The following is a 15,064-nucleotide window of genomic DNA, read 5'->3' as shown; positions in this document are numbered from 1 at the left end:
CATGTCTGCCCCGACTCCCAAGGGCGTTCTGACGACGCCCATCTTCAAGAACAACCCCATCGCCCTGCAGATCCTGGGGATCTGCTCGGCGCTGGCGGTGACCAGCAGCATGAGCGTGTCGCTGGTCATGGCCATGGCGGTGATCTTCGTGACGGCGCTGTCGAACCTGTTCGTCTCGCTGCTGCGCCATCAGATCCCGTCGGCCATCCGCATCATCGTGCAGATGACCATCATCGCCTCGCTGGTCATCGTGGTGGACCAGATCCTCAAGGCCTACGCCTATGAGATGTCCAAGCAGCTCTCGGTCTTCGTCGGCCTGATCATCACCAACTGCATCGTGATGGGGCGTGCCGAAGGCTTCGCCATGCAGAACCCGCCGCTGCTGAGCTTCCTCGACGGCATCGGCAACGGCCTGGGCTATGGCTTCATCCTGATGGTGGTGAGCTTCTTCCGCGAGTTGCTCGGCTCCGGCAGCGTGTTCGGCATCACCGTGTTCGAGACCGTGCAGAACGGTGGCTGGTACGTGCCCAACGGCCTGCTGCTGCTGCCGCCCTCCGCGTTCTTCATCATCGGCCTGATCATCTGGGTGTTGCGCGCGCTGAACCCGGAGCAGATCGAGGAGAACGAGTTCACCATGAAGGCCAACACCCAGCCGAAGGAGGCCGTGTAACATGGAACATTATCTCAGCCTGTTCGTCGCCTCGGTCTTCGTCGAGAACATGGCCCTGGCCTTCTTCCTGGGCATGTGTACCTTCCTGGCGGTGTCCAAGAAGGTCTCCTCGGCCATTGGCCTGGGCATCGCGGTCATCGTGGTACTGACCGTCACCGTCCCGGTGAACAACCTGGTCTACACCTTCCTGCTCAAGGAAGGGGCGCTGACCTGGACCGGCATCAGCGGCGCCGAGAACATCGATCTCTCCTTCCTGGGTCTGCTTTCCTACATCGGCGTCATCGCCGCCCTGGTGCAGATCATGGAGATGTTCCTCGACAAGTACGTGCCGGCGCTCTACAACGCCCTGGGCGTCTTCCTGCCGCTGATCACCGTGAACTGCGCGATCCTCGGCGGCGTGCTGTTCATGGTCGAGCGCAGCTACAACTTCGGCGAATCCGTGGTCTATGGCCTGGGTGCGGGCACTGGCTGGGCGCTGGCGATCACGGCCCTGGCCGGGATCCGCGAGAAGCTCAAGTACAGCGACGTGCCGGCCTCCCTCCAGGGGCTGGGCATCACCTTCATCACGGTGGGCCTGATGTCGCTGGGCTTCATGTCCTTCTCGGGCATCCAGCTCTAAGAGGCTCGTGTTCTTCCGGCGGCGTCCGCGCCGCCGGAGACCAGGCAACGCAAGCAATAGGAAACCGACATGGTTGATACAACAGTCATCTTGCTCGGTGTGGTCATGTTCACCGTGATCATCATCGGTCTGACCGCGGTGATCCTGGCCGCCCGCAGCAAGCTCGTCAGTACCGGGGACGTGACCATCGAGGTCAACGGCGATCCCCAGCACACCCTGACCACCCAGGCCGGCGGCAAGCTGCTCAACACCCTCGCGGCCAACGGCATCTTCCTCTCCTCCGCCTGCGGCGGCGGTGGCTCCTGTGCCCAGTGCAAGTGCCGGGTCGAGGAGGGCGGCGGCTCCATCCTGCCCACCGAGGAGTCGCACTTCACCCTGCGCGAGAAGAAGGAGGGCTGGCGCCTCTCCTGCCAGGTGCCCGTGAAGCAGGACATGAAGATCGAGGTGCCGGAAGAGGTCTTCGGTGTCCAGAAGTGGGAATGCGAGGTCATCGAGAACCCCAACGTGGCGACCTTCATCAAGGAGCTCAACCTGAAGCTCCCCGAAGGAGAGGAAGTGGGCTTCCGCGCCGGCGGCTACGTGCAGCTGGTGGCGCCGCCCTACGACATCAAGTTCTCCGACTTCGATATCGAGGAAGAGTACCGGGGCGACTGGGAGAAGTTCGGCCTGTTCGACATCTCCCACAAGAACAACGAGGAGATCATCCGCGCCTACTCCATGGCGAACTACCCGGACGAGAAGGGTATCCTCAAGTTCAACATCCGTATCGCCACGCCGCCGCCCAACTCCAGCCATCCGCCGGGCCTGATGTCCACCTACGTCTTCTCCCTGAAGCCGGGTGACAAGGTCACCGTGATGGGGCCGTTCGGCGAGTTCTTCGCCAAGGACACCGATGCCGAGATGATCTTCATCGGCGGCGGTGCGGGCATGGCGCCGATGCGCAGCCACATCTTCGATCAGCTCAAGCGTCTCAAGACCGATCGCAAGATCAGCTTCTGGTACGGCGCGCGCTCCTGGCGCGAGACCTTCTACAACGAGGAGTACGACCAGCTGGCCGAGGAGTTCCCGAACTTCGAGTGGCACCTGGCGCTCTCCGACCCGCAGCCGGAGGACAACTGGGAGGGGCCGACCGGCTTCATCCACAACGTCCTCTACGAGAACTACCTCAAGGACCATCCGGCCCCCGAGGACTGCGAGTACTACATGTGCGGGCCGCCCATGATGAACGCCTCGGTGATCAAGCTGCTGGTCGACATGGGCGTCGAGCCCGAGAACATCCTGCTGGACGACTTCGGCGGCTGATTTCGAGCGACACGCGGCACCCCGGGCCGGCCGAGAGGCCGGCCCCTTTGCATCGGGGCGGCGATCCCTGATCTCCACTCCTGCTTCTGCCGCCCGACATGACGATCGCCCCCGGTCGTCATCTCAGGCACCAGAACGTCGACGCCATGGACCTCACACGGTCCCACGCTGTCACACGGCGTGACGCCAAGCCTTTTTCGCTCTCGAGGAGATACGACATGACCCTGTTCCTGGTGGTACTCGCCTTCATGCTGCTCATCGTCGCCGCCATGGCCATCGGCGTGATCATGGGGCGCAAGCCCATCGCCGGCACCTGCGGCGGCCTCAATCAGCTCGGACTCAAGGAGGGGTGCGATGTCTGCGGCGGCAAGGACGAGGTCTGCGAGGAGGAGAACCGCAAGCGTGGCAGCGCCCGTCGCCGCAGCGACGAGAGCCGTGGCGCCGACCTGGGGTACGACGCGACTCGTCGTTAACGGCGCAGGCGACCGCCATCACGCAAAAGGCTCAAGGGCGTTGCCGCCCTTGATCCTTTTTTTGGTGCCGCAGTTGAGCAGGAGCTGGACGCGCTAAGCCTCGGGGGCCTGCCCATCCGTGAGTCGATGGGCCAGACAGGGCGGCGAGGCCGGCTCGAGATCCTCGGCGTCTTCGCTATGGAGTCCCTGCAGGATCGCCTCCCGCAGGATCGGCAGGTAGGAGTCCTCTAGATTCCGTGCCGCCGAGAGCAGTGTCAGCCGCCCCTGGCGGGCGTGGCGCATCAGCGGCGCCAGGCTCTCCGGCGCATCCCTGAGCTCTCCCCGGTAGCGGGCGGCGAACACCTCCGCGCTGATCGCCTGCTGGTGATACTGCCGGCGCAGGGCCGGAGAGGGGGAAGCGTCCCGGTACCAGTCGGTGAGGGCGAGCCCCTCGCGGCGCTTGCCGCGCGGCCAGAGGCGGTCGACCAGCACCCGGGCGCCGTCCTCGTCGTCGATCGCTTGATAGATGCGCTTGAGCGCGATGTCGTAGCTCATGGTCAGCCTCTCTCGATCAGCACCGCATCATCCGGTCCGTCTCGTCAGGTCCGCGAGGACCTCCCGCGCCTGCTCCTGCCAGGGCCCGGGGAGGGCGGCGGCCCGCTCGAGGGCCGCGCGCGCCTCGCCGGGGCTACCCTGGTCGCGCTGCAGCAGCCCCAGGTTGAGCCAGGCGACGGCGAGCTCGGGGTCCGCCCTCACGGCGTCGGCGAAGGCCTCGAGGGCGCCGGCGGCGTCGCCGGCCGCATGGCGGGCATTGCCCAGGGCGAAATGGCCCATGGCAAGGTCCGGATGGCGCGCCACCAGCGCCTCCCAGGCGGGCAGGGCGGCCCGGGCCCCCTGGGCCCGCTCGAAGTCGGCGATGGCGTCCAGGGCATCCCGGCCGTCGCCGGTGGCCGGCAGCTCGCCCGGGGGCAGGGCGATGAAGGCCCAGCGGTCGCTGCGGGCCCAGGTGGCATCGAAGCGCTTGAAGGACTCGAGGCGCTCGGGCTCCATGCCGCTGTGCAGCGTCAGGGTCTTCTCGTCACGGTCGAAGCCGATGGCCACCGCGTAGTGCCAGACCGGCCAGGCCGGCAGCGAGAGGTTCTGCATCACCACCACCGGGTGGCCGGCATCGATCTCGGTGAGCAGGGCGTCGAGGGTGCCGTCGATCCGGAAGGGGATGCGCCCCTGGCGACGCACGGTGCCCAGCATCTCGGGCTGGACGCTGCCCTCGCGGCCGGGTAGGAAGACCTGGGGGATCAGGGTGTCGACCGTCACCGGCACGCCGGCGGCGTTGAGCACCATGGCCAGCGAGGCGGGGCCGCACTGGTAGTCGCGCTGCCCGTGGAAGGGGACGTCCTCGAGGAGGGTCTGGCGGGGCAGGCTCTGCTGGGTGGACTCGGCCAGCCGCGGCGTGGAGGCGCAGCCGGTCATCACGAGCATCATTAGTGCCAACGCGAGAACGCCCGCGAGGCGGGCGTTCTGCAGGGGGGCGCTGGCTCGCTGCCGGTCAAGGCATGCCATCATGCGGGGCTCTCACTCAGCGCGTGAACGGGAAGACATTGGTCAGGCCGAGGATGTCGGTGACCAGCAGGATCACGAAGACGGCGAACAGGGCGCCGACCACGCTGGCTCCGGCGGGGAGCTGCTCGAGCTGATCCGCCATCTGGGCGGCTTCCGCGTCGGAGAGGGCGGCCACGCGGGCCTCCACCTCGGCGGGATCGACGCCCTGGGCGACCAGCTGCTCCTGGACATCGTCCCGGGCGAGGATGGCCTGAATGCGTTCGCGATCGCCCTGCGAGCGCTCGGCGTTCAGCACGTCCTGGGTGGTGATCAGGTCGCTGCCCGGGGTCACCGGGGCCGCGGCCACCGGCAGGCTGCCCAGCACCAGGGCGACGATCAGCAGCGGGCTCAAGTAACGGCAGATCTTCTTCATCATCTCGGTGTTCCTTCTTCTTGGGATTGGCTTCCGGCTCCAGGCTCCGTCAGCGCTGCGTCCGTGCAGCCCGGCAGAGTACGATGCCCGTCCAGTATAGGACGAAATGACGTGAAATTTCATGCCCTTGTAGGGCCCTGAACGGTCAACGGACTCAGCCGATGCGGTAGGAGGAGGGCAGCTCGGCCAGCAGGCCCCGTCCGCCGGCCAGCGTCAGCGCCAGATCGTGCAGGCCGTCCCAGAGCGGCACGCGGCTGCCGCCCTTGATGGCGAGGTCCAGGCGCTGGGCGAACAGCAGCAGCTTGTGCAGCCGCTTCAGCGGCAGCCGGGCGATGGCCTGCTGGTAGGCCGGGCGCCGCTTCTCGAAGATCGGCGGCTTCTGGGCCTTGCAGGCGTGCTCGAGGCTCTGGCCCTGGTCCAGGTGCTGGTGCAGGGAGAGCAGGATGCGCAGCTCCCGGGCCAGAGCCCACAGCACGATGGGCGCCTCGACGCCCTCGCCGCGCAGGCCGGCCATGATGCGCGAGACCCGGGCGCGCTCGCCCTTGAGGCAGGCATCCATCAGGGTGAAGACGTCGTAGCGGGCGCTGTCCTCCACGCCGCCGGCGACCTCGCGGGGGCCGACGCGCGCCCCCGCCGGCAGCAGCAGGGCCAGCTTCTGCAGTTCCTGGTCGGCGGCCAGCAGGTTGCCTTCGGTGCGCTCGCCGAGCAGGCGGGCGGCGTCGAGATCCAGCGAGAGGCCGTGGTGTCCGGCCCGATCGCGCAGCCAGTAGCCCAGCCGCGAGGCGTCCACCGGCCAGACCGGCACGAACAGCCCGACCTTGTCCAGCGCCTTGAACCAGGCGCTCTTCTGCTCGCGATAGTCGAGCTTGCCGGTGGAGAGCAGCAGGATATCGTCGCCGTCGCGCAGGGTCTCGGCGTACTCGCGCAGCGCCTTGCCTCCCTCCTGGCCCGGCTTGCTGCTGCCCAGGCGCACCTCGATGAGCCGGCGCGTGGCGAACAGCGACAGGCTGGCGGCCGCCTCGGTCAGGCGGCCCCAGGCGAAGTTGGCCTCGACGTGCAGGACCTCCCGTTCCTCGACCCCTGCCTGGCGCGCCGCGCGGCGCACGGCGTCGCAGGCCTCCATGTGCTGCAGCGGCTCCTCGCCGGCGACGATCACCACCGGGGGCAGCTTCTTGGCCAGCGCATCCTCGAGCTTGTCGGCAAAGACCTTCACGTTAGTACCTTCAAGAGAGTCCCTTCACGATCGTTCCGCCGCGGCGGTGCCTTCGCCCAGGGCGCGCAGGCGGTCCAGCAGCTGCCGGGTCGCCTCGCCGCGCAGCCGTTCGCGCACCGCCTCGCGCTCGGCATCCTGGGCCAGCAGCTCGTCGTCGTTGACCGTCAGCCGTTCGCTGACGGCCAGGCGCTGCTGGTCGAGGAGGTAGGCGCCGTCGGCGCGCCGCTGGACCGAGAACGGCACCTCGAGGGTCAGCTCGAGCTCGCGCGGTCCGCTGTCGAGCCCGCCCAGGCGCCGCTCGCTGAAGGTCTCGTTGCCGAGGTTGAGCACCCTCGCGGCGTCGTCGTCCACCCGGGTGCCGGCGCCCTCGAGCCGCCGGGCGACCAGGCGACGAAGCGCGGTCTCCGGCCCCGCCAGGGCCAGGGCGTCGAGGCTGACCAGCGGCTGGTCATAGCCGCGCAGGCGAAAGCCGCAGCCGGCGATCGCCAGGGTGGCGCCGGCGGCGAGGCCGAGGCGCAGGAGGTGTCGGCGCTGCATGGGGCGATCTCCCGTGTGGCGCGATGAAGGGGGCATGGCGGTCAGCCCACCACGATATTGACGAGCTTGCCCGGCACCACGATCACCTTGCGCACGCTCTTGCCCTCGAGGTGGCGCTGGACGTTCTCGGCGGCGAGGGCCTGGGCCTCGATGGCGGCCTTGTCTGCGTCGGACTCGACCTCGATGCGCGCGCGCAGCTTGCCGTTCACCTGTACCACCAGCTCGATGCTGTCGCGGGCCAGAGCGGCCTCATCGACCCGGGGCCAGACGGCGTCGATCGCCGGCTCGTCGTGGCCGAGCTCCGCCCACAGGGCGTGGCAGGCGTGGGGCGTGATCGGGGCGAGCAGCAGCACGCAGGCCTCCACCGCCTCGCGCGCCACGGCGAGCCCCTGAGGAGAGGTGTCGTGGAATTTCGCGAGCGCGTTGGTCAGCTCCATCACCGCGGCGATGGCGGTGTTGAAGGTGGTGCGGCGGCCGATGTCGTCGCCGGCCTTCTTGATGGTCTCATGCGTCTTGCGGCGCAGGTCGCGCTGCGCGTCGCTCAGGCCCTCGCGGAGCGTCTGGGCGTCGAGGGTGGCGGGCGTGCCGGCGGCGAGGTGCTCGCTGACCAGGCGCCACAGGCGCTTGAGGAAGCGGCTGGCCCCCTCGACGCCGGAATCGGACCACTCCAGTGACTGCTCGGGCGGGGCGGCGAACATCATGAACAGGCGCACGGTGTCGGCGCCGAAGCGGTCGATCATGGACTGCGGGTCGACGCCGTTGTTCTTGGACTTGGACATCTTCTCGATGCCGCCCATCTCCACCGGCGCGCCGTCCTTGACCAGCACGGCGCTGACCGGGCGGCCCTTGTCGTCGCGCTTGACCTCGACGTCGGCCGGATTGAACCACTCCTTGCCGCCGTTCTCGGTGGGACGGTAGAAGGTCTCGGCGATGACCATGCCCTGGGTGAGCAGGCGCTGGAAGGGCTCGTCGGTCTCGACCATGCCGAAGTCGCGCATCAGCTTGTTGAAGAAGCGCGCATAGAGCAGGTGCAGGATGGCGTGTTCGATGCCGCCGATGTAGAGGTCCACCGGCAGCCAGTAGTTGGCCCGCTCGTCGAGCATCGCCTCCTGGTTGTCGGCGCAGCAGAAGCGCGCGAAGTACCAGGAGGACTCCATGAAGGTGTCGAAGGTATCGGTCTCGCGGGTCCAGCCGTCGCCCAGGTCGGAGAATTCCGGCATGCGCTTGAGCGGCGAGCCGGTGGCGTCGACGGTGACCTCCATGGGCAGCGCGACCGGCAGCTCCTCGTCGGTGAGCGGCACGGTCTGGCCCTCGGGGCCGTACTTGACCGGGATCGGCGCGCCCCAGTAGCGCTGGCGGGCCACGCCCCAGTCGCGCAGGCGGAAGTTGGTCTTCACCTCGCCGCGACCGAGCTCGGCGAGCCGCTTGGCGATGGCCTCGAAGGCGGCCTCGAAGTCCAGGCCGTCGAACTTGCCGGAGTGGATCAGGGTGCCGTAGTCGTCATGGGCCCCCGCGGAAAGGTCCGGGGCCTCGCCGTTGGCGTCGGCGATCACCGCCTCGATGGGCAGGCCGTACTTGGTGGCGAACTCCCAGTCGCGCTGGTCGTGGCCGGGGACCGCCATCACCGCGCCGGTGCCGTACTCCATGAGCACGAAGTTGGCCACGTAGACCGGCACCTCGCGGCCGGTGAGGGGATGCACGGCCCGGTGGCCGGTCGGCATGCCCTTCTTCTCCATGGTGGCGAGCTCGGCCTCGGAGGTGCCGCCGTGGGCGCACTCCTCGACGAAGGCGGCGAGCTCAGGATTCCCCTCGGCGGCCTGCTTCGCCAGCGGATGGCCGGCGGCCACGGCGACGTAGGTCACGCCCATCAGGGTGTCGGGGCGGGTGGTGTAGACCGAGAGCGGCTCGGCGTCGGCGCCCTCGGCGGATTTGATGTCAGAGCCTTCAGCGGGCTTGATATCAAAGGTCAGCTCCACGCCGCGCGACTTGCCGATCCAGTTGCGCTGCATGGTCTTGACCTGCTCGGGCCAGTCGATCTTGTCCAGGTCGGCCAGCAGCTCCTCGGCGTAGTCGGTGATCTTGAGGAACCACAGCGGGATCTCCTTGCGCTCCACCAGCGCGCCGGAGCGCCAGCCGCGCCCCTCGATCACCTGCTCGTTGGCGAGCACGGTCTGATCGACCGGGTCCCAGTTGACCGTGGACATCTTCTTGTAGACCAGCCCCTTCTCGACCAGCTTGGTGAAGAACCACTGCTCCCAGCGGTAGTAGTCGACGTCGCAGGTGGCGAACTCGCGGCTCCAGTCGTAGGCGAAGCCCAGCGCCTTGAGCTGGCGGCGCATGTAGTCGATGTTGTCGTAGGTCCACTGACCCGGCGGTACCCGGTTCTGGATGGCGGCGTTCTCCGCCGGCATGCCGAAGGCGTCCCAGCCCATGGGCTGCATGACGTTCTTGCCCTGCATGCGCTGGTAGCGCGAGACCACGTCGCCGATGGTGTAGTTGCGCACATGCCCCATGTGTAGCTTGCCGCTGGGGTAGGGGAACATCGACAGGCAGTAGAACTTCTCGCGGCTGGCGTCTTCCACCGCCTTGAAGCACTGGTTCTTGTCCCAGAACTGCTGGGCGTCGCGTTCGGTCTCGTGGGGCTTGTACTGTGCGTCCATCGCTCTCTTCGGGTACCTTGCAAGTCGAGCGCAGCGCCTCGGCGCCGCGGGTGTCAGCGGCCCTTGCCCGGGCTCAAGGTCGGGCGCCGAGGCGGCGCGAAACCATTGAATTACCGGCGGGATGTCGTCTAAATGGAATAGCTGGCGAACCGTTAGGATACCCCAGCACGGCGGGCGGCGGCTACGGGCAGCGCCGCCGCCACCGCACGCCCCGTCGCGACATAAGGAGAGCACCATGAGCGAGCAACAGGATTCGCACCACGACCACCGCCTGCGCGAGGGCTACGAGCGCATGCTCGAGCGGCTGCGCGAGGGCGCCGATGAGCTGACCTGGGAGAACCTGCAGCAGGAACTCGACGACGCGGTGGAGTTCGAGGCCGAGCTCGAGGAGTTCACCAAGGACGAGCTCTCGCTGCTGCGCGCCTGGGTCGAGCGCGACCTCAAGGAGATGCGCCGCTACCTGGGGGCCGGGGGCGAGAGCGTGGCCACCTGGCTCGGCATCGACCTCTCCATGCTGTCGCGCAAGGTGGTCGACTCGCTGCTCTCCATCGCCGATCGCAGCGTGGTCGAGCGCGAGCGCTTCGAGGAGGATCTGGAAGCGGCCCGCGCCGACTACAGTGTCGGCGAGATGGCCGCCCCCGGGCGCATGGCCTGCGTGCACTGCGACGCCATCGTCGAGCTCGAGGGGGTCACCCGGATCGAGCCCTGCCACCAGTGCGGCCACCGCTACTTCGTTCGCGCGCCACAGTAAGCCGCCGGATCGCCGCCGCGGCGCGGCGATCCGACCTCGGATCCCGCGGTCTCGCGCCGCCACCGCTCTCACCTAGCGCAGGCGCTCCATCAGCAGGATCGCGACCAGCACCAGCCCGGTCATGGTCGCGGCGTAGCCCAGGTTCTGGCGCATCATGCCGGTGGCGCTGACCCCGTAGCGCCCCTGCAGCGAGAGGTTGATCCCCGACAGCGGCCCGACGCTGGTGCCTACCGCCCAGGAAGCGAGGGCGACGAAGGCGAACAGGGTCTGGTCCGGGGCATCGAGGTCGAGCATCGAGGCGAGCACCGAGACCCCGATGATCGGGTGCAGCCCGGCCACGGCGCTGGCCACGATGGCCAGGAAGCTGGCCATCGCCTGCGCCGGGCCGAAGTGGACGAACAGCGTCCAGTCGCTGTCGGTGGCGGCGCCGATGAAGGTCGAGAGTCCGACGGTCAGGAGGCCCGCACAGAGGAACAGCGAGATCTCGCCGCGCATCGCCGGCAGCCGGGTGATGGCGTGCTGGTGGACCCGCCGGCGCGTCCAGTGCAGGCCGCGGGGCAGGTTGACGAGCAGCGCCATGCCGGGCATCAGGAAGGTGATGATGCTGACGATGGAGAGCTCGGGCGTCAGGCCGAAGTGGAAGAGCATCACCGCGGCCGCCATGCTCACCGGCATCAGCAGGCTGCGCGGCGACAGCGAGAAGCCGGCGGTGTCGGCCAGGTCGAAGCGCTGCGAGAGCTCGCCGACCGTCAGCAGCCCCGCGGCCAGGGCCAGCGGCAGCCCGACGGCCAGGACGGTGGCGTAGTGCATCTCGGGGGCCAGGGTCATCACCACCCCCATGGAGGCGAAGAAGGGCGACCAGAGGGCGGCGCTGGAGAGGCCGCGATTGAGGCCGAGCAGCTGCGGCGTGGTGAGCGGTCCACGCCGCTCCAGCCGATCGCCGACCATGAAGACCGTGGAGAGGTTGAGGATCGAGCCGAGCAGGTGCACCCCGAGCCAGGTGCCGAGCACGCCCCGGGCGCCGGTCAGGGCCTTGCCGGGCGGGCGCGGTCGGCCGCGCAGGTTGCCGATCAGCCCGATGAAGCTGACCCCCACCAGCATCGCGACCACAAAGGTATTGCCGTCGAGGATGCCCGGCCAGTCGACCTCGGCGCCCTGCCAGGTCTCTGCCAGCACCAGCAGCACCAGGCCGATCGCGGCCAGCAGGCCCGCCTGGCGACTCGTGCGTCGCGGCAGGTCCTTCCACAAGAGCGCCGTCGCCAGCCACAGGCAGTAGCCCACCAGATGCTCCCATGTCACGAGTCCGGTGAACGTCAGGATCTGGGTCACCAGGCCGGCGAGGATCAGGCCGCCGGCCAGGGCGTGGCGTGGCGCCAGGGGGGAGGGTGTGTGGGCAGGCACAGCGAACATCCGTGGCAAATGGTGAGCAGTCTAAACAATCCGCCGCCTTGCTGTCGCGGCGCCTGGTGCCGGCCGGCTAGCTGGCCTCGCGCAGCGGCCGCCAGGCGTGGCGCTGGCCCGGGCCTCAGCCCCACGCCCGGGCGGTCGGCTCCCGGGCCTCGTCGAGATGTGCAAGCATCGCCCGGGCGGCGTTGGAGCGGGTGCGGCTGCGGTGGACCAGATAGCCCAGCGGGCGGTGGATCGGCGGATGATCCACCGCCAGCTCGTGCAGCTCGCCCGCCACCAGGCGCTCGGGCAGCAGGCTCCAGCCCAGGCCGATGGCGGCCATCATCTTCAGGGTCTCCAGGTAGTTGGTGGAGAGCGCCACGGGGAGCGTGAGCCCGGCCGAGGCGAAGCGCGACTCGATCAGTCCGCGGGTGAAGGTCAGCGGCCCCGGCAGCACCGCATCGAAGGCGCAGAGCTCGTGCAGCCCCAGCCGGCCGCGCCCGGCCAGGGGATGGTCCGGGGCGCAGACGAAGCACAGCCGGTCGATCCACACCGGCACCGCCTCGAGCTGCGGATCCGGGTGCGGGGCGAGGGTCACCACGGCGAGCTCCAGTTCGCCGTCGAGCACCCCCTGGTAGGCCTGCTCGGAGTCCAGGAAGTGCAGGTCGAGGCGCACGTCCGGGTGCTGGCCGGTGTAGGCCTTGAGCAGCGGCGGCAGCCGATGCAGGCCGATATGGTGGCTGGTGGCCAGGGTGAGTCTTCCGGCCACGCTGTCTTCGAGGTTGCCCAGCGCCCGGCGGCTGTCGTCCACCATCACGAGTATCTGGCGGGCCCGGGGCAGCAGTACCCGGCCCGCTTCGGTTAGGCTCACGCGCCGGCCGATGCGATCGAAGAGCCGGGCATCGATCTGCCCCTCCAGCACCGCGATCCGCTTGCTGACCGCCGGCTGGGTGAGGTGCAGCTGTTCGGCGGCCCGCGAGAAGCTGCCGCTGTCCGCCACGGCGAGGAAGGCCTGCAGGCTCTGGGTATCCATGAGGGCTCCGTGAGGATCAATGGGATTCCTTTGTGGAATCCAATCCATAAATAACATGAATTGCTTTTATGGGCGATGGGCGGGAGACTGCTGGCATAGCACCGAACGCCAGCCGCCACGATCCATCGTCGAGGCATGAGCAAGTGGCGCCGGAAAAGCCACGTCGAGGTGCAATTCCGAGACCGGACAAGACATGAAGGGCCCACGCGCCCGGGAGAATGAGATGGCAGGCCAGACACTCTACGACAAGCTGTGGTCGCAGCACCTCGTCAAGGAGCGCGACGACGGCACCGCGCTGATCTACATCGACCGCCAGCTGCTCCACGAGGTGACCTCGCCCCAGGCCTTCGAGGGGCTGCGCCTGGCGGGTCGCCGGCCGTGGCGCATCGACGCCAACCTGGCCACCCCGGATCACAACGTGCCCACCACCGTGAAGGAGCGGGCCGAGGGGAACGCCGGCATCAAGGACCCGGTGTCGCTGATCCAGGTGCAGACCCTCGACGACAACTGCGTCGAGTTCGGCATCGAGGAGTTCAAGATCAACGACCCGCGCCAGGGCATCGTCCACGTGGTGGGCCCGGAGCAGGGCGCAACCCTGCCGGGCATGACCGTGGTCTGCGGCGACTCCCACACCGCCACCCACGGCGCCTTCGCGGCGCTGGCCCACGGCATCGGCACCTCCGAGGTGGAGCACGTGCTCGCCACCCAGTGCCTGCTGGCGCAGAAGATGAAGAACATGCAGGTGCGCGTCGAGGGTAGCCTCGGCACCGGCGTCACCGCCAAGGACGTCGTGCTGGCGATCATCGGCCGCATCGGCACCGCAGGCGGCACCGGCTACGCCATCGAGTTCGCCGGCAGCGCCATCCGCGAGCTCTCCATGGAAGGGCGCATGACCGTGTGCAACATGGCCATCGAGGCGGGCGCCCGCGTCGGCCTGATCGCCGTGGACGACACCACCATCGACTACCTGCGCGATCGCCACTACGCCCCGACGGGCGAGCAGTGGGAGGCCGCTGTGGCCGACTGGCGCGCGCTCGTCTCCGACGATGACGCCCGGTTCGACACCGTGGTGACCCTGGACGCCGCCGAGATCGAGCCGCAGGTCTCCTGGGGCACCAGCCCCGAGATGGTCACCGGCATCTCCGGCGAGGTGCCCGATCCCGCGGAGGCCGCCGACGAGACCACGCAGCGCGGCTACACCCGGGCGCTGGAGTACATGGGGCTCGCGCCGAAGCAGAAGATCACCGATATCCGCCTCGACAAGGTGTTCATCGGTTCCTGCACCAACTCGCGCATCGAGGATTTGCGCGAGGCGGCCAAGGTGGCGCGCGGCAAGAAGGTGGCCGACTCCATCAAGCTCGCGATGATCGTGCCGGGCTCTGGCCTCGTGAAGCGCCAGGCCGAGGCCGAGGGGCTCGACCGCGTGTTCATCGAGGCGGGCTTCGAGTGGCGCGAGCCCGGCTGCTCCATGTGCCTGGCCATGAACGCCGACAAGCTCGGCGCCGGCGAGCACTGCGCCTCCACCTCGAATCGGAACTTCGAGGGGCGCCAGGGCTTCGGCGGGCGCACCCACCTCGTCAGCCCGGCCATGGCGGCGGCCGCGGCGATCGCCGGTCACTTCGTCGACGTCCGCCAGGTCGACGTCTCACCCGCAGCCCAGGAGGCCTGAGCCATGAACAAGTTTGAACGCGCCGAGGGCCTCGTCGCCCCGCTCGATCGGGCCAACGTCGACACCGATCTGATCATCCCCAAGCAGTTCCTGAAGTCGATCAAGCGCACCGGCTTCGGCGTCAACCTCTTCGATGAGCTGCGCTACCTCGACGAGGGCCAGCCGGGTCAGGACGTCGCCAACCGCCCGCTCAACCCGGACTTCGTCCTCAACCAGCCGCGCTACCAGGGGGCGAGCGTGCTGCTGGCGCGGCGCAACTTCGGCTGCGGCAGCTCCCGCGAGCACGCGCCCTGGGCCCTCGAGGACTACGGCTTCCGGGTGGTGATCGCCCCGAGCTTCGCCGACATCTTCTACAACAACGCCTTCAAGAACGGCCTGCTGCTGGTGACCCTGCCGGAGGAGACCGTCGACCGCCTGTTCGCCGAGGTCGAGGCCAGCGAGGGCTACCGGCTCGACGTGGATCTAGAGCACCAGCGGGTGATCACCCCCGCCGGCGAGATCCTCGAGTTCGAGGTCGACGCGTTCCGCAAGCAGTGCCTGCTGGAAGGCCTGGACGATATCGGCATCACCCTGAAGGACGAGGACGCCATCCGCGCCTTCGAGGAGAAGCATCGCGCCGCTCGCCCCTGGCTGTTCCGCGATTCTGCGCAGGCCTGATCCTGACGAAAGAGTCACTAAGTATGGCGACGAAAGGGGCGCCGGGGGTAGGCCGTAGAGGAGGTCTTTTTCCATGGATGGAAAAAGTAGCGCCCAGGGATGGGTTCACAGCGCCTCCTCGAAGGCCTGCCACCGGATCAGCC

15 protein-coding genes are annotated in these 15,064 nt (G+C 68.5%); 7 read left to right on the top strand and 8 right to left on the bottom strand.

The window, feature by feature from the left end; genetic code table 11:
* The first annotated feature begins 1 nt into the window (after position 1).
* From C9F13_RS02100 to nqrM, 4 genes are all read left to right on the top strand, one after another.
* Positions 2–670, top strand: coding sequence for an NADH:ubiquinone reductase (Na(+)-transporting) subunit D (locus C9F13_RS02100; protein ID WP_108444580.1), 669 nt, complete (start codon positions 2–4; stop codon positions 668–670).
* A 1-nt stretch (position 671) separates the two neighbouring features.
* Positions 672–1,289, top strand: coding sequence for an NADH:ubiquinone reductase (Na(+)-transporting) subunit E (gene nqrE / locus C9F13_RS02095; protein ID WP_071945613.1), 618 nt, complete (start codon positions 672–674; stop codon positions 1,287–1,289).
* Between the two features lie 69 nt (positions 1,290–1,358).
* On the top strand, positions 1,359–2,591 hold the full coding sequence (gene nqrF, locus C9F13_RS02090) for an NADH:ubiquinone reductase (Na(+)-transporting) subunit F (RefSeq protein ID WP_108444579.1): 1,233 nt from the start codon (positions 1,359–1,361) through the stop codon (positions 2,589–2,591).
* A gap of 218 nt (positions 2,592–2,809) precedes the next feature.
* Complete coding sequence (gene nqrM, locus C9F13_RS02085) at positions 2,810–3,064, top strand: (Na+)-NQR maturation NqrM (protein ID WP_108444578.1); 255 nt, start codon at positions 2,810–2,812, stop codon at positions 3,062–3,064.
* A gap of 93 nt (positions 3,065–3,157) precedes the next feature.
* On the opposite strand, the gene C9F13_RS02080 is transcribed toward nqrM, so the two are convergent.
* From C9F13_RS02080 to leuS, 6 genes are all read right to left on the bottom strand, one after another.
* Complete coding sequence (locus C9F13_RS02080) at positions 3,158–3,598, bottom strand: DUF488 domain-containing protein (RefSeq protein ID WP_108444577.1); 441 nt, start codon at positions 3,596–3,598, stop codon at positions 3,158–3,160.
* A 27-nt stretch (positions 3,599–3,625) separates the two neighbouring features.
* Positions 3,626–4,513 (bottom strand): PA2778 family cysteine peptidase, encoded by an 888-nt coding sequence (locus C9F13_RS02075; RefSeq protein ID WP_245888680.1) that lies wholly within the window; start codon positions 4,511–4,513, stop codon positions 3,626–3,628.
* A gap of 106 nt (positions 4,514–4,619) precedes the next feature.
* Positions 4,620–5,015, bottom strand: a complete 396-nt coding sequence (locus tag C9F13_RS02070; RefSeq protein ID WP_108445318.1) for a PA2779 family protein — start codon at positions 5,013–5,015, stop codon at positions 4,620–4,622.
* 154 nt (positions 5,016–5,169) lie between these two features.
* Entirely contained in the window at positions 5,170–6,228 is a 1,059-nt protein-coding gene (gene holA, locus C9F13_RS02065; RefSeq protein WP_108444575.1) for a DNA polymerase III subunit delta, read from the bottom strand.
* A gap of 24 nt (positions 6,229–6,252) precedes the next feature.
* A complete protein-coding gene (locus C9F13_RS02060; protein WP_108444574.1) occupies positions 6,253–6,765 on the bottom strand; it encodes an LPS-assembly lipoprotein LptE in 513 nt (170 codons plus the stop codon).
* Positions 6,766–6,806: 41 nt separating this feature from the next.
* Positions 6,807–9,425, bottom strand: coding sequence for a leucine--tRNA ligase (gene leuS, locus C9F13_RS02055; RefSeq protein ID WP_108444573.1), 2,619 nt, complete (start codon positions 9,423–9,425; stop codon positions 6,807–6,809).
* Positions 9,426–9,660: 235 nt separating this feature from the next.
* Here leuS and C9F13_RS02050 point away from each other — a divergent pair, with 235 nt between their 5' ends.
* On the top strand, positions 9,661–10,176 hold the full coding sequence (locus tag C9F13_RS02050; RefSeq protein WP_108444572.1) for a zinc ribbon-containing protein: 516 nt from the start codon (positions 9,661–9,663) through the stop codon (positions 10,174–10,176).
* Positions 10,177–10,248: 72 nt separating this feature from the next.
* Here C9F13_RS02050 and C9F13_RS02045 read toward each other — a convergent pair whose 3' ends face one another.
* Positions 10,249–11,577 carry a hypothetical protein gene (locus C9F13_RS02045; protein ID WP_245888679.1) on the bottom strand — a complete coding sequence of 443 codons (1,329 nt, stop codon included), beginning with the start codon at positions 11,575–11,577 and terminating at the stop codon, positions 10,249–10,251.
* Between the two features lie 124 nt (positions 11,578–11,701).
* Complete coding sequence (locus C9F13_RS02040; RefSeq protein WP_108444570.1) at positions 11,702–12,595, bottom strand: LysR family transcriptional regulator; 894 nt, start codon at positions 12,593–12,595, stop codon at positions 11,702–11,704.
* A 223-nt stretch (positions 12,596–12,818) separates the two neighbouring features.
* On the opposite strand from C9F13_RS02040, the gene leuC reads away from it, so the two are divergent.
* Both leuC and leuD read left to right on the top strand, forming a co-directional pair.
* Complete coding sequence (leuC, locus tag C9F13_RS02035) at positions 12,819–14,264, top strand: 3-isopropylmalate dehydratase large subunit (RefSeq protein WP_108444569.1); 1,446 nt, start codon at positions 12,819–12,821, stop codon at positions 14,262–14,264.
* A 3-nt stretch (positions 14,265–14,267) separates the two neighbouring features.
* Entirely contained in the window at positions 14,268–14,921 is a 654-nt protein-coding gene (leuD, locus tag C9F13_RS02030; protein ID WP_108444568.1) for a 3-isopropylmalate dehydratase small subunit, read from the top strand.
* Positions 14,922–15,064: the final 143 nt, after the last annotated feature.

It is taken from the genome of Halomonas denitrificans (assembly GCF_003056305.1).
Lineage (GTDB): Bacteria > Pseudomonadota > Gammaproteobacteria > Pseudomonadales > Halomonadaceae > Halomonas > Halomonas denitrificans.
Note: the sequence above shows the minus strand (reverse complement) of the source record. Positions and strands in the feature narration are given on the sequence as shown.